At 59.8% G+C, this 25921-nt stretch carries 20 protein-coding genes and 1 tRNA gene; 7 read left to right on the top strand and 14 right to left on the bottom strand.

Annotated features, from left to right (window positions below):
* Positions 1–144 precede the first annotated feature (144 nt).
* The gene (locus GGQ85_RS01295; RefSeq protein ID WP_309772955.1) at positions 145–1434 is read left to right on the top strand and encodes a polysaccharide deacetylase family protein; all 1290 of its coding nucleotides are present in this window, start codon (positions 145–147) and stop codon (positions 1432–1434) included.
* Between the two features lie 120 nt (positions 1435–1554).
* On the opposite strand, the gene GGQ85_RS01290 is transcribed toward GGQ85_RS01295, so the two are convergent.
* Positions 1555–1737 carry a hypothetical protein gene (locus tag GGQ85_RS01290; RefSeq protein ID WP_309772954.1) on the bottom strand — a complete coding sequence of 61 codons (183 nt, stop codon included), beginning with the start codon at positions 1735–1737 and terminating at the stop codon, positions 1555–1557.
* A gap of 293 nt (positions 1738–2030) precedes the next feature.
* Between GGQ85_RS01290 and topA the strand changes: the two genes are divergently transcribed.
* From topA to GGQ85_RS01275, 3 genes are read left to right on the top strand one after another with little or no spacing between them, the layout of a single operon-like run.
* Complete coding sequence (gene topA, locus GGQ85_RS01285) at positions 2031–4766, top strand: type I DNA topoisomerase (RefSeq protein WP_309772952.1); 2736 nt, start codon at positions 2031–2033, stop codon at positions 4764–4766.
* Between the two features lies 1 nt (position 4767).
* On the top strand, positions 4768–7116 hold the full coding sequence (gene rnr / locus GGQ85_RS01280) for a ribonuclease R (RefSeq protein ID WP_309772951.1): 2349 nt from the start codon (positions 4768–4770) through the stop codon (positions 7114–7116).
* Complete coding sequence (locus tag GGQ85_RS01275) at positions 7113–7556, top strand: DUF983 domain-containing protein (RefSeq protein WP_079446848.1); 444 nt, start codon at positions 7113–7115, stop codon at positions 7554–7556. Before rnr ends, GGQ85_RS01275 begins: the two co-directional genes overlap by 4 nt.
* Positions 7557–7718: 162 nt before the next feature.
* On the opposite strand, the gene prfB is transcribed toward GGQ85_RS01275, so the two are convergent.
* From prfB to GGQ85_RS01260, 3 genes are all read right to left on the bottom strand, one after another.
* A protein-coding gene (gene prfB / locus GGQ85_RS01270) for a peptide chain release factor 2 (RefSeq protein ID WP_139372876.1) occupies positions 7719–8850 on the bottom strand; the annotation gives its coding sequence in 2 pieces (ribosomal slippage) (positions 7719–8780 and positions 8782–8850; 1131 coding nt in all).
* Between the two features lie 120 nt (positions 8851–8970).
* A complete protein-coding gene (locus GGQ85_RS01265) occupies positions 8971–11463 on the bottom strand; it encodes a penicillin-binding protein 1A (protein ID WP_309772948.1) in 2493 nt (830 codons plus the stop codon).
* A gap of 200 nt (positions 11464–11663) precedes the next feature.
* Complete coding sequence (locus GGQ85_RS01260) at positions 11664–12932, bottom strand: N-acetylmuramoyl-L-alanine amidase (protein WP_309773179.1); 1269 nt, start codon at positions 12930–12932, stop codon at positions 11664–11666.
* A gap of 705 nt (positions 12933–13637) precedes the next feature.
* Here GGQ85_RS01260 and GGQ85_RS01255 point away from each other — a divergent pair.
* Positions 13638–16733, top strand: a complete 3096-nt coding sequence (locus GGQ85_RS01255; RefSeq protein ID WP_309772946.1) for an Rne/Rng family ribonuclease — start codon at positions 13638–13640, stop codon at positions 16731–16733.
* Positions 16734–16813: 80 nt separating this feature from the next.
* On the opposite strand, the gene thiL is transcribed toward GGQ85_RS01255, so the two are convergent.
* The 8 genes from thiL to GGQ85_RS01215 form a co-directional block, all read right to left on the bottom strand.
* Positions 16814–17782, bottom strand: a complete 969-nt coding sequence (gene thiL, locus GGQ85_RS01250) for a thiamine-phosphate kinase (protein WP_309772944.1) — start codon at positions 17780–17782, stop codon at positions 16814–16816.
* Between the two features lie 45 nt (positions 17783–17827).
* Complete coding sequence (gene nusB / locus GGQ85_RS01245) at positions 17828–18310, bottom strand: transcription antitermination factor NusB (protein WP_309772942.1); 483 nt, start codon at positions 18308–18310, stop codon at positions 17828–17830.
* Between the two features lie 7 nt (positions 18311–18317).
* Positions 18318–18809 carry a 6,7-dimethyl-8-ribityllumazine synthase gene (gene ribH, locus GGQ85_RS01240; protein ID WP_309772941.1) on the bottom strand — a complete coding sequence of 164 codons (492 nt, stop codon included), beginning with the start codon at positions 18807–18809 and terminating at the stop codon, positions 18318–18320.
* A 69-nt stretch (positions 18810–18878) separates the two neighbouring features.
* Positions 18879–19508 carry a riboflavin synthase gene (locus tag GGQ85_RS01235; RefSeq protein WP_309772939.1) on the bottom strand — a complete coding sequence of 210 codons (630 nt, stop codon included), beginning with the start codon at positions 19506–19508 and terminating at the stop codon, positions 18879–18881.
* A gap of 159 nt (positions 19509–19667) precedes the next feature.
* Complete coding sequence (gene ribD, locus GGQ85_RS01230; RefSeq protein ID WP_309772938.1) at positions 19668–20819, bottom strand: bifunctional diaminohydroxyphosphoribosylaminopyrimidine deaminase/5-amino-6-(5-phosphoribosylamino)uracil reductase RibD; 1152 nt, start codon at positions 20817–20819, stop codon at positions 19668–19670.
* Positions 20816–21298 (bottom strand): transcriptional regulator NrdR, encoded by a 483-nt coding sequence (gene nrdR / locus GGQ85_RS01225; RefSeq protein ID WP_309772936.1) that lies wholly within the window; start codon positions 21296–21298, stop codon positions 20816–20818. The genes ribD and nrdR overlap by 4 nt, the downstream gene beginning before the upstream one ends.
* A 155-nt stretch (positions 21299–21453) precedes the next feature.
* Positions 21454–22761 (bottom strand): serine hydroxymethyltransferase, encoded by a 1308-nt coding sequence (glyA, locus tag GGQ85_RS01220; protein WP_079446858.1) that lies wholly within the window; start codon positions 22759–22761, stop codon positions 21454–21456.
* Between the two features lie 176 nt (positions 22762–22937).
* Positions 22938–23129, bottom strand: a complete 192-nt coding sequence (locus tag GGQ85_RS01215) for a DUF3606 domain-containing protein (protein WP_079446859.1) — start codon at positions 23127–23129, stop codon at positions 22938–22940.
* Between the two features lie 258 nt (positions 23130–23387).
* Between GGQ85_RS01215 and GGQ85_RS01210 the strand changes: the two genes are divergently transcribed.
* Positions 23388–24383: a DUF4062 domain-containing protein gene (locus tag GGQ85_RS01210; protein WP_309772934.1), complete on the top strand. Its 996-nt coding sequence runs from the start codon at positions 23388–23390 to the stop codon at positions 24381–24383.
* A gap of 137 nt (positions 24384–24520) precedes the next feature.
* Here GGQ85_RS01210 and GGQ85_RS01205 read toward each other — a convergent pair.
* Both GGQ85_RS01205 and GGQ85_RS01200 read right to left on the bottom strand, forming a co-directional pair.
* Positions 24521–24605, bottom strand: a tRNA-Leu gene (locus GGQ85_RS01205).
* A 249-nt stretch (positions 24606–24854) separates the two neighbouring features.
* A complete protein-coding gene (locus GGQ85_RS01200) occupies positions 24855–25097 on the bottom strand; it encodes a FliM/FliN family flagellar motor switch protein (RefSeq protein WP_079446861.1) in 243 nt (80 codons plus the stop codon).
* 65 nt (positions 25098–25162) lie between these two features.
* On the opposite strand from GGQ85_RS01200, the gene lipB reads away from it, so the two are divergent.
* A complete protein-coding gene (lipB, locus tag GGQ85_RS01195; protein WP_309772932.1) occupies positions 25163–25888 on the top strand; it encodes a lipoyl(octanoyl) transferase LipB in 726 nt (241 codons plus the stop codon).
* The last annotated feature ends 33 nt before the right edge of the window (positions 25889–25921 follow it).

The following is a 25921-nucleotide window of genomic DNA, read 5'->3' as shown; positions in this document are numbered from 1 at the left end:
GCAGGCTCCGAGCGCATTGGTACGATTATTGGCGTGAGCGTGATAGTTCCCGCCAAATGGCCCGTTCCACCGGCTGATGAGTTAAGGTCGCGTTCATCGGCGGCCCGTAGTTTCGGCCGGAATGGATGCGCGAAGGTGTTCTGGATGGTACGGATATTAAAAGGAGGCCGGCAGAGGCCGCAGTGGATTCTTTGGCTCGGTCTGCTCGCCGCCACCCTCGACCTCACGGCATTTCCGGCTATAGCCGGCGATTGTCCCGGCAATTCCAATGCCCTCGGAACTTTTCGGACCCTGGTGGTGGACCCCCGGGAACATCCCCGTGTCGGCACCATGCAGTATCAGGAAACGTTGCCACTTCGCGATCACGAGGTGGTGCTGACCTTCGATGACGGCCCATTGCCGCCCCACAGCCAGCAGGTTCTCGATATCCTTGCGCGTGAGTGCGTGAAGGCGACCTTCTTCACAGTCGGGCAGATGGCGCGCAACTACCCGCAGTATCTCCGCAGAGTGCTTGCGGCTGGGCATTCTATCGGCACCCATTCGCAGAATCATCTGCTCAGCATGAATCGGATGCCGATCGAACGCGCTCGGCAAGAAATCGACGACGGAATCGCTTCCGCTGCAGCCGCACTGAGCGATCCTGCGGCTGTGGCGCCATTCATGCGCATTCCCGGTCTGCTGCGGGCGAAGGGTGTCGAGGATTACCTGGCTTCCAATGGCATTCAGGTCTGGAGTGCTGATTTCCCGGCGGACGACTGGCGGCACATCTCGGCCGAGCGCGTCTATCAACTCGCAATCAGCCGGATCGAAGCCAAGCGTAAAGGCATTCTGCTATTGCACGATATCCAGGCGCGGACGGTAGCTGCGCTGCCCAGAATCCTCCGAACGCTGAAGGAGCGAGGCTACCGCATTGTTCACGTGGTGCCGGCCACGCCGAACCAACTGAAGACGACCACGGAGCCGCAAGATTGGCGGATGCGTCCTGCGCCGGTAACGGTCGCGATCGCGCATAGGCAAGAAGCTCCGGCTTTCAGTTTTGCCAACGTCGGCACCCTCCCCGCTTCGGCGATCTGGGACTCGCACCTAAACCAAAAACAGCTTGTTCTTTTGCCAGAGGTTTTCGACCGGTCGCAGCGCTTCGTTCGCGGTGCCGGACCGCTGTTGCAGGAAAGAGCCGTCTGGCCGCGCAAACCGACGGTCGCCACTGACAACGCCACCGACAGGTTTTTCGTTTCTGGACAGAATTTTTTCGCGCTTCAGGAAAAATCCGCAGTGCCGTTCCGGACAGCTGTTCCTCTACCCACGCAAGCCCAACCAGTGGTCGGGACGGGTCGTCCTATCGAGGACAATGTGCAATCGATTTCAATCGATGCAAGCGCTGCGAAGCGCGCCATTCCGGGAAGCCAGCCGGCGTTGCGATCCGCTCTATACTAGGGCATCTTCCGGGTTTCGGGGGCATGCTCGGACCGCTCGTTTGTCCCATTTTAGAAAGCTCGGAACTTCAGACCGAGCTTGCGATACCGGAAAACTTGAGCCGTCCATTAATCGCTTCCTTCAGCGTCCCTCGCGTCCAGCACGGAGTCGGACGATATCTTCGGCCTCCATCTGCGCCATATCGAGGAGGAAGCCGAGGGTATCCAGCCCATGACGCCGGGCAATTAGTCCAAGATCGGCAACCGCAACCGCCAGATAGCGCGCGGCCTCGTCCGGACCACCTTCGCCCGCGGTTTCGCCCAAGCGCGGCTCGTGATCGCTAGATTTCTCGTTCCGGTTTGGTCGTCCCCTCATCCCCCGAAAACTCCTCTCATCATGCCAGGTGGCAGCTGCATCCAGCGCCATTACCCTTCACGATAAAAACAACTATAGGTTTATATTATAGATATAATACAATTTCTAGGTGTAATCGAGAGGATAGGTTTTCACACAAGTCTATTTGACTTAAGGCCATGCTGCACCCATGTTCGCCCCGAAACAGCCGACGAGCCTCTCGCGAATCGGTTTGAAATTTATCAATAAGATATTGGAAGAACATGAATATCGTCATTGTTGAGTCGCCCGCAAAGGCGAAGACGATCAACAAATATCTGGGAGCTTCCTATGAGGTGTTAGCGTCTTTCGGCCACGTTCGGGACCTTCCAGCCAAAAATGGATCGGTTGATCCCGATGCCAATTTCCAGATGATCTGGGAGGTCGATCCGAAGGCAGCCGGTCGACTCAACGACATCGCCAAATCGCTCAAGGGGGCCGACAAGCTCATTCTCGCCACCGACCCTGATCGTGAGGGCGAAGCGATCTCCTGGCATGTGCTCGAGGTGCTCAAGCAAAAGCGCGCGCTGAAGGACCAGAAGATCGAGCGCGTCGTCTTCAATGCCATCACCAAGCAAGCCGTTACCGACGCCATGAAAAACCCGCGCCAGATCGACGGCGCGCTGGTGGATGCCTACATGGCGCGGCGTGCGCTCGACTATCTGGTCGGCTTCACTCTCTCCCCGGTGCTGTGGCGCAAGCTGCCCGGCGCGCGCTCGGCCGGCCGGGTGCAATCAGTCGCCTTGCGGCTGGTCTGCGACCGCGAGCTCGAGATCGAGAAATTCGTCCCGCGCGAATACTGGTCGCTAATTGCGACCCTGGCGACGCCGCGCGGCGATGCCTTCGAAGCCCGCCTCGTCGGCGCTGACGGCAAGAAAATTCAGCGGCTCGACATCGGATCGGGTGCCGAGGCCGAAGATTTCAGGAAGGCGATCGAGGCCGCCAACTTCACCGTGTCGACCGTCGAGGCCAAGCCGGCGCGCCGCAATCCGCAGGCGCCCTTCACCACCTCGACGCTGCAGCAGGAGGCCAGTCGCAAGCTCGGCTTCGCGCCAGCGCATACGATGCGGATCGCGCAACGGCTCTATGAAGGCATCGACATCGGCGGCGAGACCACCGGCCTCATCACTTACATGCGAACCGACGGCGTACAGATCGACGGCTCGGCGATCACGCAGGCGCGCAAGGTGATCGGCGAGGATTATGGCAACGCCTACGTTCCGGACGCACCGCGCCAGTATCAGACCAAGGCCAAGAACGCGCAGGAAGCCCATGAGGCGATCCGGCCAACTGACCTGTCGCGCCGTCCTGCGGACATGAAGCGTCGTCTCGATGCCGATCAGGCCAGGCTTTATGAGCTGATCTGGATCCGGACCATCGCGAGCCAAATGGAATCAGCAGAGCTGGAGCGGACCACCGTCGACATCGCGGCTCGGGCTGGTGCGCGCACGCTGGAGTTGCGAGCCAGCGGCCAAGTCATCAAGTTCGATGGCTTCCTGGCGCTTTATCAGGAAGGCCGCGACGATGAGGAAGACGAGGACGGCCGTCGCCTTCCCGCCATGAGCGAAGGCGAAGCGCTGAAACGCGAGAACCTCAGCGTCACCCAGCATTTCACGGAACCCCCGCCGCGCTTCTCGGAAGCCTCGCTGGTCAAGCGCATGGAGGAGCTCGGTATCGGGCGGCCTTCGACCTACGCATCGATCCTGCAGGTGCTCAAGGATCGCGGCTACGTGAAACTCGAGAAAAAACGGCTCTATGGCGAAGACAAGGGCCGCGTTGTCGTTGCATTTTTGGAAAATTTCTTCGCGCGCTATGTCGAGTACGACTTCACCGCCAATCTCGAAGAACAGCTCGATCGCATTTCGAACAACGAAGTATCATGGCAGCAGGTCCTGAAGGATTTCTGGGATGACTTCATCGGCGTGGTCAATGAAATTAAGGATGTCCGCGTTTCCGAAGTGCTCGATGTGCTCGACAATATGCTCGGACCGCACATCTATGCACCGCGCGAAGATGGCGGCGATCCGCGCCAGTGCCCCACCTGCGGCACCGGAAAACTGAACCTCAAGGCCGGAAAGTTCGGCGCTTTCGTCGGCTGCTCCAACTATCCCGAGTGCCGCTATACTCGTCCCCTCGCCGCCGATGGCGATGCCGGCGGCGACCGCGTTCTCGGTAAGGATCCAGAGAGCGGTCTCGATGTCGCGGTGAAGTCCGGCCGCTTCGGACCTTACATCCAGCTTGGCGAGGCCGGCGACTATGCCGACGGCGAGAAGCCGAAGCGCGCAGGCATCCCGAAAAACACGTCACCCGCCGATATGGAGCTGGACCTTGCAGTGAAGCTGCTTTCGCTTCCGCGTGAGATCGGCAAGCATCCGGAGACCGGCGCGCCGATCACGGCAGGCATCGGCCGCTTCGGTCCGTTCGTCCGGCATGAAAAGACCTATGCGAGCCTCGAAGCCGGCGACGAGGTGTTCGACATCGGTCTCAACCGCGCGGTGACGCTGATCGCGGAGAAAGTCGCCAAGGGGCCGAGTCGGCGCTTCGGCGCCGATCCCGGCAAGCCCCTCGGTGAGCACCCGACACTCGGCACTGTCGCGGTGAAGAGCGGACGTTATGGCGCCTATGTTACGGCAGGCGGCATCAACGCCACGATTCCAAACGACAAGACCCCCGACACCATCACCCTGCCGGAGGCCATCGCGTTGATCGACGAACGCGCCGCCAAGGGTGGCGGCAAGCCGAAACGCGCAGCGAAGAAAACCAAGTCCGCGCAAACTGAAAAGGCCGGCAAGGCTGGCGCGGCAGCAAAAAAAACGGCCAAAAAGACAACTTCGAAACAGGCTCCGGCGAAGCCGAAATCTGAGGCTGTGAGCAAAGCACGTGGTTCGATTGCCGCGGCCAAGCAGCCGCCCAACCCTGTGAATACGGCCGTAAAAAAGAGCGCTGGCAAGAACGGCTGACGTGAGCAAACCGCGCGCCAGGGATTTTCCGGACCGCGAGACTATCGTCGCCTTCATCCGTGCACACCCCGGCCGGGCGGGGACGCGCGAGATCGCGCACGAGTTCGGCTTGAAGAATGCCGATCGCGCCGAACTCAAGCAGATCCTGCGTGATCTCGCGGACGACGGCACGATCGTTAAACGGGGTCGCAAGCTGCGTCAGCCGGAAACGCTGCCGCCGACGCTGGTGGCAGATATTACGGGACGCGATAGCGACGGCGAGCTGATTGCCACACCTGCCGAATGGGACGAGGAAGCGACGCCCGCGCCGAAGATCCTCATCCATGTGCCGCGCCGCGCGAAGCCCGGCACGGTGGCTGGTGTCGGCGACCGCGCGCTACTGCGCATCGAAGCGATGGAGCCCACCGAATCCGCACGCTATCGTGCTCGTGTCATCAGGGTGATCGATAACACCCGTGCGCGTATACTTGGCGTCTATCGCGCCTTGCCCCAAGGCGGTGGACGCCTCGTGCCGGTCGACAAGAAGCAGGCCGGGCGCGAATTGAACATCGCGGAAGCCGACAGCGCCGGCGCGAAGGACGGCGATCTCGTGAGTGTCGAACTCGTGCGTACTCGCGGCTTCGGGCTTGCTTCAGGCAAGGTGAAAGAGCGGCTTGGTTCGCTCGCGACCGAAAAGGCCATCAGTCTGATCGCGATCCACGCTCATGACATCCCTCAAGCGTTCTCGCCGGCTGCGCTCCGCGAAGCAGACGCTGCGAAGCTCGTAACGCCACGAGGACGCGAAGACTGGCGCCAGCTACCGCTCGTCACCATCGATCCGCCCGATGCGAAAGATCACGACGACGCGGTTCACGCCACGCCAGACGACGATCCAAATAACAAGGGCGGCGCCATCGTCACCGTCGCCATTGCCGACGTTGCTTACTATGTGCGGGTTGAATCGGCGCTGGATCAAGATGCGCTGAAGCGCGGGAATTCGGTCTATTTCCCCGATCGCGTGGTCCCGATGCTGCCGGAGCGCATTTCTAATGATCTTTGCTCCCTGATCCCGGGCAAAGAGCGCGGCGCGCTTGCCGTACGCATGGTGATCGGTCCCGACGGACGCAAACGTTCGCACACCTTTCATCGTATCCTGATGCGCTCGGCGGCAAAGCTGAATTATGCGCAGGTGCAAGCCGCGATCGACGGCAACCCCGATGACATTACCAGCTCTCTGCTCGAACCGATCCTGAAACCGCTCTACGCTGCCTATGCGCTGGTGAAGCGGGCGCGCGATGAGCGCGATCCGCTGGATCTTGAATTACCCGAGCGCAAGATTTTGCTGAAAAATGACGGAACGGTCGATCGTGTGATCGTACCGGATCGACTCGAGGCGCATCGACTCATCGAGGAGTTCATGATCCTTGCAAATGTCGCCGCAGCCGAGATGCTGGAAAAGAAAGAACTGCCGCTGATTTATCGTGTTCATGACGAACCGACGGTGGAGAAAGTTCACAACCTTCGTGAATTTCTGAGAACGCTTGATCTGTCCTTCGCCAAGAGCGGCGCGCTGAGACCTGAGCTGTTCAATCGGGTACTCGACCACGTCAAAGGCCATGACTCGGAGTCGCTGGTGAACGAAGTGGTTCTTCGTTCGCAGGCGCAGGCTGAATATTCGGCGGAAAACTATGGCCACTTCGGTCTCAACCTACGGCGCTACGCGCATTTCACATCCCCGATCAGGCGATATGCAGACCTGATCGTGCACCGCGCCCTAATCCGGGCGCTGGGCCTTGGCGACGGCGCATTGCCGGATTCCGAGACCGCCGAGACGCTGGCTGAAATCGCGGCGCGTATTTCCGTTACCGAGCGTCGCGCCATGAAGGCTGAACGCGAGACCGCCGACCGCCTGATCGCGCATTTTCTTGCCGATCGCATCGGCAATATTTTCGAGGCCCGTATTTCCGGTGTGACCCGCGCCGGCCTTTTCGTGAAACTGACCGATACGGGCGCCGATGGGCTGATCCCGATCCGCTCGTTGGGCACCGAATACTTCAAGTACGACGAGACCCGTCATGCACTGGTCGGTTCACGCAGCGGTTCCATGCACAAGCTGGGTGACGTGGTCGAGGTTCGTTTGGTAGAAGCTGTACCCTTGGCTGGCGCTCTGCGTTTCGAACTCTTGTCCGGAGCTCAGGTAGGGTCGCGCTCCCTCCGCGCGCGCGCTGGACGGAAAACAAAGGCGCAGCGTGGTCGGGACGCGCGTCATCCTGAAGTCCAATTGAAGGGCCATCCAGGCCACAAACCGCGCAAGACGTCGCGCAAGCCGGGCAAGAGCAAGGCTGGCAAACCGAAGAAGGGCAAATCATGACGGCGCTTCCTCCAGATCCCGCGAGCACAGCCGCCAAAACCTGGACCCGGGAAGGCGAGAAACGCGACGCCTGGGCCGCGGTGAGGCGCGGCTTGTTCTGCCGCTGCCCGAGATGCGGCGAAGGCAAACTTTTTCGTGCCTTTCTGAAAACCGCCGACACCTGCTCGGAATGCGGTCTGGATTTTACCCCGCAGCGTGCCGACGACCTGCCCGCCTATCTTGTCATCGTCGTCGTCGGCCACATCGTGGTACCGCTTGCGTTGCTGATCGAGAAGGAGTTTTCGCCGCCGCTGGCGGTTCAATGGGCGATCTATTTGCCTATGACGCTGCTCATGGCGCTATGGCTGATTCAGCCTATCAAGGGCGGTGTAGTCGGCCTCCAATGGGCCTTTCGTATGCACGGTTTTGACGAGAATTTTGTCGACGATCATGTCGTCTGATCCGGTGGCTTGGCTCAGGTCAGCCGAGGCGCCGAGCGACAAGAGCGAAACGGTGCAGCAATTTCATGGAGCGAGCCAATCGTCACTCCGGCGCGTTTTCTTCACGCGAACCGGTATCAATTCTCGGGTCAAACCCGAGAACATACTTCGCTCGAAAATGCTTTAATCGACGTCTTCAATGGCACCAGGCGTGCTACCAAAAGCTCTCTGGGCCAGCGTCGCTGCCATGAATTCGTCGAGGTCGCCATCGAGCACGCCCGAAGTGTCTGACGTTTGCACTCCCGTTCGGAGATCCTTCACCATCTGGTAGGGCTGCAAGACGTACGATCTGATCTGATGGCCCCAGCCGATGTCGGTCTTGGCGGCCTGATCAGCGGCGGCCTGCTCTTCCCGCTTCTTGAGTTCAATCTCGTAGAGTCTCGCCCGGAGCATGTCCCAAGCCTGCGCGCGATTCTTGTGCTGTGAACGCCCGGCCTGACAAACCACCGCGACTCCTGTCGGGACGTGTGTCAGCCGCACCGCCGATTCAGTCTTGTTGACATGCTGTCCACCCGCTCCGCCGGAGCGCATGGTATCGGTGCGGACGTCCGATTCCTTGATGTCGATCTTGATGCTGTCGTCGACAACCGGGAAGATCGCTATGCTTGAAAACGACGTATGACGCCTCGCGTTGGAATCAAACGGGGAGATTCTCACGAGACGATGCACGCCCGCTTCGGTCTTGAGCCAGCCATAGGCGTTGTGCCCGCTAACCTGGATCGTCGCTGATTTGATACCAGCCTCTTCGCCAGGCGTTTCTTCCAGATACTCGATCTTGAAACCGCGCTTCTCCGCCCAACGTGCATACATGCGCAGAAGCATCTGCGCCCAGTCCTGACTTTCGGTACCGCCCGCGCCGGCATGAACCTCGAGATAGGTATCGAAGCGATCCGCCTCTCCCGAAAGCAAGGCTTCGAGCTCGCGGCGGGCGACCTCCTTCTTGAGGGTCTTTAGAGCGTTTTCGGATTCGTTGACGACGGCCTGATCATTCTCGGCCTCGCCGAGTTCAATCATGCCGATCTGGTCCTCGAGTTCACGCTCGACGTTGCCGATACCGGTCAGCGAATCCTCCAAGGAGGTTCGTTCCTGCATCAGTTTCTGGGCCTTCTGGGGATCGTTCCAGAGATCTGGATCCTCAGCGAGCTTGTTCAGCTCCGCCAGACGCGCGGTCGATGTCTCGACGTCAAAGATGCCTCCTCAGCAGCCCGACCGACTGCTTGATCTCTTCGACAAGTCTTTCGATTTCAGCGCGCATGGTTTTCTCTGCGGCTCACACCATCAACGATGGTTGGTGATTTAGCTGCGAAGGTCGCAAAGCGCAATCGTGTAGAGCATGAACAAACCGGAAAGACTGCGAGCAAAAGTCGAACGGGATCTAGTAAAGTCCTCCGGTGCCGGGCCGGAACAAGCTGCGGTCCGCGTCGGGCAGCGGCTGTGGCTCGCGTCCGTTTGCATCAGCCACACCGATCACAGAGTAATTGTCGGGAGGCGCGGTGCCAGGCTTGAAAGCCTCAAGGATCGTCTTGCCGCTACTACCTGGCCCTGCGCGCATACCCGTCTTGGAATCGACGCGAACCAGCTTGATGCCGGCAGGAATGCGGAACGGAGTAGCGGGCTTGTCGGCAAGCGCAACCTTCATGAAATCATGTGCGATCGGAGCCGCCAGATGTCCGCCCGTCGCTTGACGGCCGAGATTGCGCGGCTTGTCGTACCCGACATAGATGCCGACGACGAGGTCAGGTGAGAATCCAATAAACCAGGCATCCTTCTGGTCGTTGGTGGTGCCGGTTTTACCGGCGATCGGCTTGCCCAGATCGCGCATGACCGTAGCGGTGCCGGCCTGCACCACGCCCTCCATCATTGAGGTGATCTGATAAGCTGTCATTGCATCCAGCACCTGCTCGCGGTGGTCGATCAGCTGAGGTTCAGACTGGTTCTTCCAGCCTTCCGGCGCATCGCAGCCGCCGCACTCTCGCGTGTCGTGCTTGTACATGGTGTGACCGTAGCGATCCTGAATGCGGTCGATCAGGGTAGGCTTCACCCGCCTGCCGCCATTATCGAACATCGAATACGCCGTCACCATGCGCAGAACCGTGGTCTCGCCTGCTCCTAGTGCGTAGGACAGATAGTTCGGCAGCTCGTCGTAAACCCCGAAGCGCTTTGCATATTCGCCTATCAGCGGCATGCCGATATCCTGCGCCAAACGGACCGTAACGGTGTTGAGCGAGAGCCGCAGCGCATTTCGAAGCGTTTGTGGCCCGTAATATTTTTCCTTGGAGTAGTTTTCCGGACGCCAAACGCCTGAGCCATGACCCTGATCGATCTCGATCGGCGCATCGACTACGACTGTCGAAGGCGTATAGCCGTTGTCGAGCGCGGAGGAATAGACGAGCGGCTTGAATGAGGATCCAGGCTGCCGGTAGGCCTGCGTGGCGCGATTGAACTGGCTTTGATCGAAGGAAAAGCCGCCGACCATTGCCAGCACACGGCCGGTCCGCGGATCCATCGCCACCATCGCGCCGGATACTTCGGGCAATTGGCGCAACCGGTATTCCCCCTCGACGATCTTGCCGTCCTTTGCAATCAGGGGGTCGGCATAGATCACATCACCGGGCGAAAGCACTTGTGACACCTTTGTCGGCGTACGGCCTCGCATCGACCCGGATGCAGCCTTGGCCCACTTTACCCCTTCAAGCGTAATCAGGCCCGTTTGCCGCTTTTTGCTTACGGCGCCGCCAAGTTCGCGCCCGGGCTGGAAGCCGATCCGCGCGGACTTGTCGTCGGACTCGAGCACGACCGCCAATCGCCACGGCGAGATATCGGAGAGTGATTTGACCTCGGCGAGCTTCACGCCCCAATCGCCGGAGATGTCGAGCTTGCTTATCGCACCGCGCCAGCCCTGAGCCTCGTCATACGTGACGAGGCCATTTGCCATGGTCTTGCGCGCTATCACCTGCAATTCCGGGTCGAGCGTCGTCCGGACCGACAACCCCCCTTCGTAGAGCTTCTTTTCGCCATAGCGCTCGAACAGGTCGCGCCGTACCTCCTCAGCGAAATATTCGCCGGCGAAGGTATGTGCCAGGTTGGTTCGGCTCGTGACGATCAGCGGCTGCTTGCGAGCCTTTTCCGCGTCGGCCTGGTTGACCCAGCCGTTTTCCAGCAACCGGTCGATGACATAGTCGCGTCGTTCGATCGCGCGGTCTCGGTTCTTGACGGGGTGCAGCGTCGAGGGTGCCTTGGGTAGAGCCGCGAGATATGCAGCTTCGGCAACGGTCAATTCATTGACTGACTTGTCGAAGTACACGAGCGAAGCAGCCGCGATGCCGTAGGCGCCAAGACCGAGGTAAATCTCGTTCAGATACAGCTCGAGGATCTTGTCCTTGGAATAGGCGCGCTCGATACGCATCGCCAGCAACGCTTCCTTGATCTTGCGGGCAAAGGAAACTTCATTGGTCAGAAGAAAGTTTTTGGCAACCTGTTGGGTGATCGTGGAGGCACCCTGCGGTCTCCTGTTGCTACCGTAATTCTGAGCATAAAGCAGCGCCGCACGCAGCATCCCTTGGTAATCGATGCCGCCATGTTCATAGAAATTCTTGTCCTCCGCAGCCAAGAACGCGTTGATGACCAACTTCGGCACTGCCTGTATCGGCAGATAGAGCCGCCGCTCCTTCGCGTATTCGCCGAGCAGCGAACCATCGGACGCATGGACACGCGTCATCACGGGGGGCTCATAATTCTGAAGCTGGGAATAGTCCGGCAGATCTTTGGAAAAATGCCAGATCAATCCCGCTACTGCCGCGACCCCGACCAGAAACAGGATGGTTCCCGCTGCAAACAGAAAGCCCGTGAATCGCAGCAGCAAGCGCATTGTTGAATGTCCGTTTCGTTGCCGGGGCTTGACGATATCGGCTGCAAGCCTTGTCGCCGGGCGGAGCTTTCGTTGGCCGAAGCATCTGCCGGATGAGTATGCCGGTTCTGACCGATTCTGCGAACTTACGACGACTTTTCTATAGGGCGGCGGCTGTGGCCAAACTAGGGCTTCTAACCTTTAGCGCGCCACTTTTCGCCTCAGTCGGCCGGAGCGACTGACACCATTCTTTTTGCAAGGAATGTCTCGACGGCCTTCGCGACCGAACGGACCGTCCTGGAACGCCACTCTTCCGAGGTCATTTGGCGAAGATCTGCCTTGTTCGAAACGTAACCGAGTTCAACCAGCACCGACGGCACATCGGGAGCCTTCAGCACCCTGAATCCGGCTGACTTCAGCGGGTGCTTATGCATCCGCGCGGAGGTTTTCATCTCACTCATCAACAACTGGGCGAAGCGATTGGAAAACGTGCGTGTTTCCCGTTGCGCAAGGTCGATCAGGATATCGGCCACCTCGGTCGGCTCCTCAGTCAGATCGACACCGCCGATGGCATCCGCCTTGTTTTCGGCTTCGGCCAGTCGTTCCGCTTCGCGGTCCGATGCCTTGTCCGACAGTGTGTATATCGTTGCGCCTTGCGCATCACCCTCGTGACGCGGCAATGCGTCGGCATGAATCGACACGAATAATGCAGCGCGGTTGTTGCGGGCGACGCGCAAACGATCGCCCAGCGGGACGAACGTGTCGTTCGTCCGCGTCATGACAACACGGTATTTGCCGCCCTGCTCTATGCGGTCGCGCAACGCTGACGCAAATGCCAGCACCAGATCTTTTTCGGCCTCTCCGGTTGAAGCGTGGGTTCCATTATCAATTCCGCCATGGCCGGGATCGATTACAACCACGAGGCGCCCGTCCGCGAGCCCGGTCAGGCCGGGCGTACCTGGGATGGACCCTGAAGAATCGGCATCCTTCGCCGGTTCCGGGCTGCTCGATCTCGCCAATAGGCCGTTGAATGCAGCACGGTCGACAGCCTCCAGTTCGACGACCAGGCGGGAGGGCTGACCGTTCGCAGCGTCGAGCACGTAAGCCTTCTGGATTTTCGCAGGTCCTGCGAGATCGAAGACAATCCGCGATCCGCCCGGCATAACCAGACCGTAGCGGAACGCCTTTATCAGGCCGCGTCCGGTTTCCCCGGCTTTGGGCGCAAGGCGAAAACTGACTTGGGGAATATCGATGACGGCCCGATAAGGATCAGTCAGCAGAAAGGCGTGAATATCGATCTTCTTGTCGAGATCGAGAATGAAGCGGGTCTGATTCAGATCGCCCGCGAGTCTCACTTCGGAGGCGACCGGAAAATCACCGGCGATCTCCGGGCGGACGGGTTCGTTCCCGGCGGCAAACGAAGCCGCGCCGGGAGCAAGTAACGCTATGGCGCATAGCCAGACGATTCGCAGATTTGCGCGGCCCGCCAACGAACCCATGCCTCCGAGCTGCTTTTAATCACAATAGATACAGTACGGTTAATCCGGACTTAATCCGATACCCCGTTATTGCTCGGAAGACTTGCCGGATGACGACACGGTCCCTTGCAAGCGACAGGCAATCCACGTATGTAAGTTAATGCTGACGGTTAAACTCACGGTTGTGTCGCGTTCAGCTTCCCGGTGCAGCGTTAGGGCTTCAGATTGTTCGAAGTTCCGGCGTTTCCTGATCCCTCCACACAGCCAGCGCAGCGCGCGGCCGAATTGAAGAGGTGTTTTTCAGGTTTGGGAGGGATCCGGTCCCAGGTTACCATTTGCACCTGGGGGCAGCTTGGAGAGGTCGTAACCGATTGTCCCGGCCTGTGGCCACGCGGTACGACAACCGACAAGGCGCTTTGGCGCCGCGTCGGTCCGGCAGCGAGATAGATACGCGGCGGTGTTTTTGCCGCCAACCTGTTCAGACGGGCTGACGCCTGATGCGCCATACTGAAAAGCTGACCATTTTTTCCGCAAAGACCGCACCGAGGCGAAGTGAAGACTTCGCGCATGGCGTCTCGTCGGGATCAGGGTCGGCACGGCGTTCCAGATCGCGTCGCAGCCTTCCCCTCACCCCCGAATCAGGTGGACCGTTGCGTTACCCGGCCGCGCGAGATGCGCGCGCCGTGCCATGCGCCCTCCGCCCCCAAGAGCTTCAAAATGTCCAACAAACCCAACAAAATGTTGATCGACGCCACCCACCCGGAAGAAACCCGGGTGGTGGTGGTCCGCGGCAACCGCGTCGAGGAATTTGATTTCGAATCAGCTCAACGCAAACAACTGCGTGGCAACATCTATTTGGCCAAGGTCACCCGGGTTGAGCCTTCGCTGCAAGCCGCGTTTATCGAATACGGAGGAAATCGGCACGGTTTCCTGGCGTTCAGCGAAATCCATCCTGACTATTATCAAATTCCGGTCGCCGATCGTCAGGCGCTGATCGAAGCCGACGAGCGTGCTCATCGCGAGGCAGAGGAAGAACCCGAAGATCGCCCCAATCGCCGCCGTTCGCGGCATCGCAACGCCCGTCGGCGCGATCACGGCGAACGCGTGCAAAGCGCCATCGTCGAGGATGGGGAGGTCGCGGGGATAGACGCGACACAGTCTGACTCGCCGTCTGATGAAACAGCAGTGGGCGATCAACTCGGGCAACATCATGATCATCCCGACGCGGATGACGGAGCCGACGACGCCATACAGCGCGATCACGCACGCGCGCCTGCGCACGACATTGGATCAAGCTCTCTAAACAATGCCGACAACTTACAGGAGTCGCATGACTTCGCTGGCGCGCTCGACTCCGACGATGTGGTCCGCGAGCATCGCGACGAAATTCAGGAGGGCTCTAGTGAGGATCTGGTCGCGGCTTCATCGGATGAAGACCCGGCCCCGATAGCACCGGGTCACGCGACCGGCGTCGACCCGCTTGCTGACGATAGCGCTCAAAACGATCACACCGGACCGGCCGTTTCCACTGATGAAGCGCACAATGAAGTTCACGATCGTGAGAATGGTGACTATGCCGGCGGCCATCCTCATGAGGTCGGATTCCATGGGGACGAAGCTCGCGTCGACGATCGCACGGAAGATGATGATAGTGACGATGACGAAGAAGAGGAGCAGGTTGAATCCGTCGGCGGCGATGATGCTCTCGAGGAGGTGCCGGAGCGGGGTTACCGGCCGCGCCGTCAGTACAAAATCCAGGAAGTCATCAAGCGTCGCCAGGTCATGCTGGTCCAGGTGGTCAAGGAGGAGCGCGGTAACAAGGGCGCCGCACTGACGACCTATCTATCGCTGGCCGGCCGATATGCGGTGCTGATGCCCAATACGGCCCGCGGCGGCGGCATCAGTCGCAAGATCACCTCGGCGCAAGACCGTTCGCGGCTGAAGGAGGTGGTACAGGATCTCGATGTCCCCGAGGGAATGGGAGTCATCCTGCGCACCGCTGGCGCTTCGCGCACCAAGCCGGAGATCAAGCGCGATTTCGAGTATCTGATCCGCATGTGGGAAACCGTAAGAGATATGACCTTGCGGTCCCAGGCTCCGACACTTGTTTACGAGGAAGGCTCGCTTATCAAGCGCTCCCTCCGCGATCTCTACAGCAAGGAAATCGACGAAATCCAGGTGGCCGGTGAAGCCGGCTATCATGAAGCGCGCGATTTCATGAAGATGCTGATGCCATCCAACGTCCGGGCAGTGAAGCAGTATCGCGACTGCCAGCCCTTGTTTTCGCGGATGGGCGTCGAGAGCCAACTGGACGCGATGTTCCTGCCGACGGTGCAGCTTCGCTCCGGTGGATACATCGTCATCAACCAAACCGAGGCGCTGGTATCGATCGATGTCAACTCAGGTCGCTCGACCCGCGAACATCACATCAAGGATACCGCGCTTAAGACCAATCTGGAAGCTGCCGAGGAAGTCGCCCGACAGTTGCGACTGCGTGATCTCGCCGGTCTGATCGTCATCGATTTCATCGACATGGACGAGAAGCGAAGCAACCGCGCGGTGGAGCGTAAGCTGAGCGAGTGTCTGCGCTACGATCGCGCGCGCATCCAGGTCGGTCGCATTTCGCACTTCGGTCTTCTGGAAATGTCGCGCCAGCGAATCCGCGCCAGTATGCTGGAAAGTTCGACAGAGCCTTGCTCGCACTGCGGCGGCACCGGCCATGTCCGCTCGGTTCCGTCGGTGGCGTTGCAGTTGTTGCGCAGCCTTGAGGAAGTTTTGATAAAAGGAGCGACGCACAACCTTGTCGTGCGGACGCGCATTAACGTTGCGTTGTATGTGCTCAATCAGAAGCGAGGACATCTGCGCGCCCTCGAACACAGCTTCAAAGTTGGTCTCTCCCTGGTCGCCGACCCCTCGCTCGCGGGTCAACAATCCTTCGTCATTGATCGCGGCGAGCAGGTGCATACCCTGGAGGCGGCAAAAGCGCTGCTGGCCACGCAACTCGCCATAGACCCGCCGCAGGCCGAAGAGGTCCATGAAGACGAGCAGCCGGTCGATGTGGAAACGGAGATCGTGGCCGACGACGCCGAGACTCGCGCTGATGAACCGGCGGGCGGTGAAACCGAGGGTGACGGCCGCAAGCGCAGGCGACGCCGGCCTCGGCGTGAACGCTCTGGCGAAACGAGCGACAATCAGCCTCCGCAAACGGTCGACGGTCCGGACAGCGTCCAGATTGCCGCCGATTTCGCCGCGGCACGCTTTATGACCGAGGACGACGTCGAAACTGATGGAGAGGACTCTTCGGCGCAGGGCAGCGAGGTGCGAGCCGATCAGTCTCCGGACGGAGATGAACGGCGACCGCGTCGTCGTGGGCGTCGCGGTGGTCGTCGGCGCCGGGGTAGCAACGGTGCGAGTGCTGTCGACTCGATTTCCGACGAGTTGAACCCTCCGTCAGCATCAGAAGCCGTCGAGGCGGTTGCGGACTTCGATTCTGTGTCGATAGCGCCAGAAACGCAGACCAGCCCGTCCGAAGCTGAAACTCAGCCGCAACAGCACACCGCAGAACCGACAATCCGCACGGCTGAGGCCAGGAGCGAGACCGTTTCGGAATCCGAGAAGGCCGTTTGCCGTCGCTCGACCGTACGGGAAAAGGTGAGCTTCGCCTCGCAAGAAGCATCGCCCGCCGTTCCCGTCATTCAAAGCCATCCGGAAGCAGCGACACCGGAATCGCAACAGTCTCCCCCGGAAGTATCGGACGAAACCCGACCGCGACGTGCGGGGTGGTGGTCTCGTCGGTTCGGCAGCGGAACCTGAACGAGTCTTTCTTTTCAACGGCAAGACGCCCGGCCAGGCCGGGCGTTTTGGTATGTAGTGGGGCTGGCTGTCGCCACTATTCAGAAATGGCTGTAGGAAAGCCGCGGAAGCGCGACATCCTCGCCTTTTGTATCGAGCCATTTCGGAGCTGCGTTGCCCGCGATGATTTCTCCGATCGGAGTTACGACGACGCCAACGTTTCGTGCCGCCCGCGCGAAGTCGTCCCAGCGATCCTTCGCGATCGTACACAAAACCTCGTAATCGTCGCCGCCGCTCACAGCGGAGACGAAATTCGTCTGCCCCTGCTCTATCAGTCCGCGTGCAGCTTCAGAGAGTGGAACGGCTGCTGCATCGATGATTGCCGAAACTCCGGACGCGATGCAAAGTTTTGCGAGGTCACCAGCCAGACCATCGGAAACATCCATCGCCGCCCGCGCATAGTGGCGGACAGCCTCTGCGAGAGGGATGCGGGGTTGCGGGACCCGATATCGGTCGATCAACGACTCACGAATCGCGGCGTCGTCGACCGCCACCTTGCCTGAGAGAATGGCGAGCCCGAGTGCGGCGTCGCCGATCGTGCCGGAGACGACGATACGGTCACCGGGCTGCGCGCGGCTACGCAAGATCATTCCACCAACCGGCGCGCGACCGAACGCAGTGATGGACATCATCAGCGGCCCCGGAGTGGCGACGGTATCACCGCCGAGCAACGGACAATCAAAGGTGATGGTGTCTTCAGCAAGCCCGCTCGCGAAGGCCGAGAGCCATCTCTCATCCGGCTCACGCAACGCTAGGGTCAGAACGAATCCGGCGGGCGTCGCACCTTTGGCAGTGAGATCGGACAGGTTGACACGCAAGGCTTTCTTGGCGACCGTTTCAGGCGGATCGCTGCTCCGAAAATGTACACCTTCGACAATAGCATCGGTTGTGACCACGAGATCGTCGTTGCCGCCTCGCAAGACAGCCGCATCGTCAGTGAGCCCCAACGCACCCGGATTGGTCGCGATCGGCTTGAAGTAGCGAGCGATTAGATCGTCCTCAACCGACATATTTCGACCCGTCAGGGTTCATGCGCAGCCGTAGCGGAATAGGCGTCAGCGAGTAAACTCGGCGGTGCGGAAATGGCGTGCGATCTGGTCAAGCACCGCATTGACCATACCAGCTTCATCATTTTCGACGAAAGCGTGTGCGACATCGACATATTCGGATACTACGACCCGCGCCGGGATATCTATGCGATGCTCCAGTTCATATGAGCCGGCGCGGAGCACCGCGCGCAGGATCGCCGCGATCCGCTTCAGCGGCCAACTCTTCGACAACGCATCGTCGATCAATGGGTCAATCCTGACCTGATCGCGAACCACGCCTGCCACCACGTCTCGAAAGAAGGCAGCCTCCGCAGGAAGATATCTGTCGCCTTCGACTTCGTTGCCGAGCCAGTGACTATCGAACTCCGCAAAGACATCGTTAATGCCCGCTCCGCTGATCTCCATCTGATACAGCGCCTGCACCGCGGCGAGCCGTGCCGCGCCGCGCCTGTTTGCCTTCCTGTCGATACCTGCCTTGATGTTCGCCATCGCTCCGTTACGCCTTCGCCAATCGGCGTTTAATCCGCAGCATTGTCAATGCCGCCCGCGCCGCATGGCCGCCCTTGTTCAATTCGCCCGCACGCGCCCTCGCCCACGCTTGCGCGTCGGTGTTGACCGTGATGATGCCATTGCCGAGAGGTACCCGCCGTTGCATCGACAGATCCATCAGCGCGCGGGAAGATTCCATCGAGACAATTTCGAAATGGATGGTGTCGCCCCGCACGACGCACCCGAGTGCGACCACAGCATCGTAAGGCGCGCCGCTCCGCTCGGCCGCATCAAGCGCAAAGACAATGGCCGCAGGAATCTCCAGGGCGCCCGGAACGGTGACGACGTCATAACGGACGCCGGCAGATCGCAATTCGGCGACCGCTCCTTCGAGCAACGCATCCTGGATATCGTCGTAGAACCGCGCTTCTACGATCAAGACATGTGCGCCCGAGACGCTTGTTTGATCCTTAAGCGGTGCGTGCCTTGCCTCTGCCATTCATGCTCCGGTTCGCCGTGCCGGGCTCGCCCGGTATTCTTTTTGTCAAAGAGGTCCGCAGCCCGCGTATCATATTTCCGTCGATGAAGCGCACTTCATCTCGCTCAGGCGCGCGGCGTAACGCGCCATCAGGTCGACCTCGATATTGACCTCGCTGTCCGGGCGCCAGTTGCCCAGCGTGGTAAGGTCGAGCGTGCGCGGAATAGTGAGCACCGAGAACGCCTCGTTCCGAACGCTGTTCACCGTTAGCGATACGCCGTCCAATGTCACTGAGCCCTTGGCGGCGATGAAACGCGCTAAATTCGGGGTAGCGCAGAATTCAAAACGCGCCATGCCGTGTTGGTCATCGCGCGTCAGTATGGTCGCGGTTCCGTCGACATGACCCGCGACAATGTGGCCACCAAGCTCATCGCCGATCTTCAACGCGCGTTCGAGATTGAGCCGCGTTCCCGCCGCCCAGTGCTTTGCGGTCGTCACGTCGAGCGTCTCCGTCCCGACATCGACGTCGAACCAGGTCCGGCCCCCCGCGACGCCGGAGAGAACGACTGTCAGACACGTGCCGTTGCAAGCGATCGAGGCGCCATCTGCGATGGTGGTTTGATCATAGTGGCAGAGGATGCGGACTCGGTGCAGCCGGTTCTGCGCCGTGTGCGTCACACTTTCGATCTCGCCGACGTCGGTCACTATGCCGGTAAACATCAGAACCTTCCGAATCCAGTACTTCCGAGCGTTATGGCAGGACCGCTCGGTTCAAAGAATGGCGTCACTTCGCTCGTCATGCCCCACCATCACACGCGGCGACCGAAAGATGTAGATGCCAGACGCCAGGACAGCGCGACGGCTTTAGCGTAACTCCATTTAGACACGCTCGTAAATCGCGAGAGTGTCCTGATCCAGCGTCTCGCTCGCACGCATTTTGAATTGCGGTGACCCGGTAATGGTGGTCAGCGGCAAGGCCCCGAGGGTGGCCACACCGTCGTCGCCGATCGGATCGGGACCGCGTAGCAACCACGCTTCGTCAACCAACGCCGCCGCGACAAACGATGCCGCAACACGCGCTCCGCCTTCGATCATCAGCCGGTTGACCCCTCTTTCAGAGAGGGCGCGGAGAATCGCCACGAGATCGAGCCCGGGCGTTCCAGCCGCGACCGGAACACGCATCACGTGCGCGCCAGCCGCGCCGAGTTTCATCGCCCTTGACGTTTCGGCAAAATCCGAGGTCATGATCCAAAGCGGAGTTTCGCGCGCGGACTGAACAAGACGGCTGTTTTCCGGGATGCGCAGCGCGTGATCCAGGACCACACGCGGCGGCGAGCGCATTTCCATGCCGGGAAGCCGGCAGGTCAGGAGAGGATCGTCAGCCAGAACGGTGCCGATGCCAACCAGAATCGCGCTGCATTGGGCCCGCAGCAGATGCGCCCGCGCCCTCGCTGCCTCGCCCGTGATCGCGACCGGTACGCCTCCGGCGGCAGCGATCTTTCCGTCGCTGGACACCGCGAGTTTAAGGATGATGTGGGGGCGTTTGTCCCGGACCCGCCGGAAATGCCCGGCATGATGGTGAGCCGCCTCGGCCGCGCAAAGTCCGACATCCACCGATATACCAGCAGCCCGCAACCGCGCATGGCCCTGCCCTGCGACTTCGGGCGTGGGATCCTCGATCGCGGACACAACGCGCGTAATGCCGGCTGCGATCACGGCGTCGGCGCATGGCGGCGTTTTTCCAACGTGAGAACACGGCTCCAGCGTGACATACAAGGTCGCACCTCGTGCCGCGTCCCCCGCCCGCCGCAGCGCCTCGGCCTCCGCGTGCGGGCGCCCTCCAGGCTGGGTCCAGCCGCGACCGACAATCACCCCGTCTTTCACGATAACGGCGCCCACGGCCGGGTTAGGTGCGCTCGCGCCCAAGCTGCGATGGCCCAGCGCAAGCGCTAGTTGCATGAAATGCAAGTCGGCGACCTTCTCCGTCCGGAGGTTAGCGCCGTTCTGCTCTTCCAGAATGCGGAAGATCATTTGCGCAGCGGTACCCGCCGCGCATCGTCCTCGCTGGAAAGTTCGCCCAGTACTGCCTCGAAATCCTTGGCCTCGCGGAAATTGCGGTAGACCGAGGCAAAGCGCACATAGGCCACATCGTCGAGGCTTCGCAGGTGTTCCATTACGATCTCGCCGATGGTTTCGGACGAAATTTCTGCCTCACCGCCACTCTCAAGTTCACGGACGATGGCCGAGACCATGGTTTCGATCCGCTCGGGTTCAACCGGCCGCTTTCGCAAGCTGATTTGCAGCGAACGCACCAGCTTGTCGCGGTCGAACGGCACCCGCCGGCCGTTGCGCTTGATAACCGTGAGTTCGCGCAGTTGCACCCGCTCAAAGGTTGTGAAGCGGAAATTGCATGCCATACAGACCCGCCTGCGCCGGATAACGGCCGAATCTTCGGTCGGCCGGGAATCCTTGACCTGCGTATCCAAACTGTTGCAGCTCGGGCAGCGCATCTCTCAACTCACCTTACCATCGCCGAAAAACGGCTCTTCGAAGCCGGGTTTCTGAGCGCTCTTACGTCATATTAATTTATTACTTTCAAGGAGATGAGCGCATAAATTAATTCAGAAGATGACTCTTCGAAACGTCACCAAATTCATACGCAAGTTCATCTGTCCTGATAGATCGGAAAGCGATCCGTCAGCGCCTTGACCTTCTCCTTCACGGCAGCCTCGACCAGCGGCGCCTTGCCGTCCTCCGACTGTGCGATGGCCTTGAGTACTTCCGCTATCAGGCCGCCGACCTGTTTGAACTCGGTCACCCCGAAGCCGCGCGTGGTGGTGGCCGGCGTGCCGAGGCGCAGGCCCGATGTCACGAATGGCTTTTCGGGATCGAATGGAATGCCGTTTTTATTGCAGGTTAGCCCAGCGCGAACGAGCGCCTTTTCCGAAATGTTTCCCTTCAATCCCTTGGGCCGAAGGTCCACCAGCATCAGGTGGTTGTCTGTGCCTCCGGAAACGATGTCGAAGCCGTGGCCACGCAGGCTTTCGGCAAGCGCCTTAGCGTTTTCGACGACGTTTTTCGCGTAGATCTTGAAGTCCGGACGCAACGCCTCGCCGAACGCCACGGCCTTGGCGGCGATGACATGCATCAGCGGGCCGCCCTGCAGGCCTGGGAAGATTGCCGAATTGAACTTCTTGGCCAGCGCTTCATCATTGCACAGGATCAGGCCGCCGCGCGGACCGCGCAGCGACTTGTGGGTGGTGGTGGTTGTCACATGCGCGTGCGGCACCGGTGAGGCGTGCACGCCACCGGCGACGAGGCCGGCGAAGTGCGCCATATCCACCATCAAATACGCTCCGACGCTGTCGGCGATCTCGCGAAAGCGCTTGAAATCCCACGGCCGCGAATAGGCCGAACCGCCGGCAATGATCAGCTTCGGCTTGACCTCCTCGGCGCGATGAGCCACCTCGTCCATATCGATCAGGTGATCGTCGCGCCGCACGGTGTAGTGTGCGGCCTTGAACCACTTGCCGGACATGTTGACCGGCGCGCCGTGTGTCAGGTGGCCTCCGGCAGCGAGGTCGAGCCCCATGAAAGTATCGCCAGGCTGCAGGAGCGCCAGAAAGACCGCCTGGTTCATCTGACTGCCCGAGTTCGGCTGGACGTTGGCAAACCGGGCGCCGAACAGCTTTTTGGCGCGCTCGATCGCCAGCGTTTCGGCGACATCGACCCATTCACATCCGCCATAATAACGCGCACCCGGATAGCCTTCCGCGTACTTGTTGGTCATCACCGAGCCCTGCGCCTCCAGAACCGCGCGGCTGACGATGTTTTCCGACGCGATCAGCTCGATCTCGTGACGCTGACGGCCCAATTCGCCGTTGATCGCGGCGGCGATCTCCGGATCGGCCTCGGCAAGGGTGGCCGCAAAGAAAGGATCGGGGGCGGAGGTGGTTTTGGCGGAAGAGTCCATGCAGAATACCCTCGGGAGCGCAGCCGTAGTGCACGGGTGCGAACAGCAATAGCACGTGATCGAAGCGGCTTCCGCCAGATAGCACATCGAATCAGGGCGGCCAAGGTGTTGCGCCTCGGCTCCGAGGTTCAGGCAATATATGGTGGATGCGCAGGCGAAATTTCGGCGGAGAGCCTCTATTTTTCGAGGCGGTGCCGCACAGCGGCCAGCGAGGTTCCCACCTCCGAAATGGCTTCCAGCAGCCTCTCGCGGGGGACATTCAGCCGGCTCGCCCAAAGATCGGTTTGAGCGTTGTCATTCGGGTCCACCGTGCCCGCCGGTTTCTGGTAGGTGGATATCACGGTGGCGACTGAGACAAGCCGGATCATCCTGCAATTCTAGCACTCGAGTATCATCCCGCCACTCTGCCGAGCAGCAACGGTTAAAATCCGGTGTTTTATTCGATTAAAAGCAGCAGCCAACCGTGAGCGCGAATGCTCTGGTCTGGTAAACAAAGATTAAGACTCACATCGGGTTGGCCGCGACGTGCCCGAAACGCCTTCCACTTGTCCCAGCCACATGACAGATGATTGACGAATCCAGGTGCCGGCAGCGAGGGTCAAATCCGGTGATGAGGAAAAGTTCAAGTGGATCGGGTTTTTCAGATTTTCATTACTTCGACGGACGCCGATTTGAAGGACGAGCGTCAGGCCGTCAGCAACACGCTGGCAAAAGCAGGATACATGCCCGCCGGCATGGAATCGTTTCCAGTAACTGATCAACAGCAACTGGACTACATCAAGCGGATCATTGATCGCAGCGATTATTATATCATGATCGTCGGCCGCCGTTACGGCTCGCTGTCCGGCGATGAACTGACTTTCACGGAAAACGCATTTGAATATACGCAATCAAAAGGCATTCCGATACTTGCGTTCCTTCCGGAAAACCCGGGCGGCATTGCGTGCGGCACTGAATCAGAAGCACCGCTAAAAGAAAGACTGGATGCTTTCAAAGCTCGTTTGAAGACCAGTCGTATCGTCGAATCCTGGAGCAACGAAAACGACCTTTGCATGAAAGTTGTGATGGCCGTCGCAACGGCTGTGAATTTGAAACCTGGTGTTGGCTGGATACGTGGTGATCAGGCCATCAATCCAAAGCTTCTCCAGGAGCTGGAAAAGCTGCGAATCGAGAATACGGATCTGCGTCAAAAGCTTGCCGATCTCGATAGTGACAAGTCATCGCCTCGTTCGACTCCAGATGGGCTAGCCGACCCAGTTGCGGTGGAATTGCTTATCTATCGAACGGAAGAAGGGACACCGGACAAGGTCTCGCACCCGATTTTATTGGGCGACCTTTTTGCCGGGCTCTATGGCCATCTCCTCAAAAGCCCATCAGAAGCCTACGTGCGGGAGCTTATTGGATTCTGGTACCGGCAGAAACTTCACATTTCTGATTATTGCGAACTTAGCGACAGGAGCACGATCGTCATCCGGGATAAACTGGAAGCTTTGGGTTTGATCAAGTCCCGGTCGATCATCGCGGGTTTTTCCAATCACATCGCTTGGTCTCTGACTGAAAAAGGAAGACGTTTTCCCGAGTCGGGGAACATACCAATCGGCCACTCAGGCTCCGAAACTTAAAAAAACCTCACATGCCGTTGACCCCGAGACCCGGGATGCCTTTCGGCGGCAGGAGCAAGCCTTCGCGGATCAAAAAGGGAAGACTCGCCGCAGGCGCATCGGGACACCGCGGCGGTTATTCGATCCGTCTTATCAGGTGGTGCGCTCGAAAGGACTCGAACCTTCACGAATTTCTTCACTGCCACCTCAAGGCAGCGCGTCTACCAATTCCGCCACGAGCGCTTAAAAGTCGGTTCAGGCTGACCGCCGGACCCATCAATGGCGCCGATTTAACAAAACAATGGTGGAGGGACAAGGCCCAGCGAGACGTTCCTTCTCCGATCGAGGCCCGAAAGCGCGGCATTCCCCGTGCAATATTAACACCGGAAATCAGGACGTTTCTGCGTTCTTTTGATCCAGATGTCAGATTTCGAGCCCTTCCGCTTCTGACAGAATGAAAAGCGGGGCTCCATAATTTTGATCGGAGTAGCTTTATCGGCGGTCTGGCGTGCGAGGCAGCATCTGTTTGACTTCAACCGCGATGCGGTTCCGGTTGACCATCACAACACCGCTGGCGATCGGCAAGTTATTGGCCAGGATCTTGACCTCGTCCTGCTCGGTGGCATCAAGCTCGATAATGGCGCCACGGCTGAGCCGCATGACCTGATGAACGGGCATGGACGTGGTCCCCAGGACCACCATGAGATCGACAGATACTTTATCGAGCGTCGCCACGAAATGCAGACTCACCAACCGTGCGGATTGCTACCATCTCCAGACCACCACGTTAGGGTTAGCCAATGGTTAATGACCGTCAAACCCTCGATTTGAAGCTGTTTGCCGCCTCGCCCAGCGAGCCTGTGGAGTGGCGACAATCCGATCATCCCGTGCCCTATCTGGAAGCTGTAGAGGCCATGGAAAGGCGGGCCGCGGCGATTGCCTCGGGCGAGGCTACGGAGCAGGTCTGGCTGCTGGCGCACCCGCCGCTTTATACGTCCGGCACCAGTGGGCGCGAAGCCGATTTGCTGAAGACCCGCTTTCCGCTATTCGCGACCGGCCGTGGCGGCCAGATCACCTATCATGGCCCCGGCCAGCGCATCGCTTATGTCATGCTGGATCTGAAGCGCCGCCGGCCGGACGTTCGGGACTTCATAGCCCGCCTTGAGGAATGGATCATCCGCACGCTCCACGCCTTCGGCGTCAAGGGAGAAAGGCGCGAGGAACGGGTCGGCGTCTGGGTGGTGCGCCCGGACAAAGGCCCGGGCCACGAGGATAAGATTGCAGCGATCGGCGTGCGGATCCGCCGCTGGGTATCGTTCCACGGCATCTCGCTCAATGTCGATCCCGATCTCAGTCATTTCGCCGACATCGTGCCCTGCGGTGTCACCGACCCCCGTTACGGCGTGACGAGCCTCGCCGACCTTGGTCTGCGTATCAGGCTGGCAGATGTCGATGACGCTCTGAAGCGCACCTTCGGCGAAGTATTCGGATCCTCGGAACTGCGTCTCACGGAGACAACGGCCTGACGGTCACGCGACGAAGGCCGCGCGATCACGGTC

Source organism: Nitrobacter vulgaris, from assembly GCF_031453995.1.
GTDB classification, from domain to species: Bacteria; Pseudomonadota; Alphaproteobacteria; order Rhizobiales; family Xanthobacteraceae; genus Nitrobacter; species Nitrobacter vulgaris.
The sequence above is the reverse complement of the archived record's forward strand: the minus strand, read 5'-3'. Positions and strand labels throughout refer to the sequence as shown.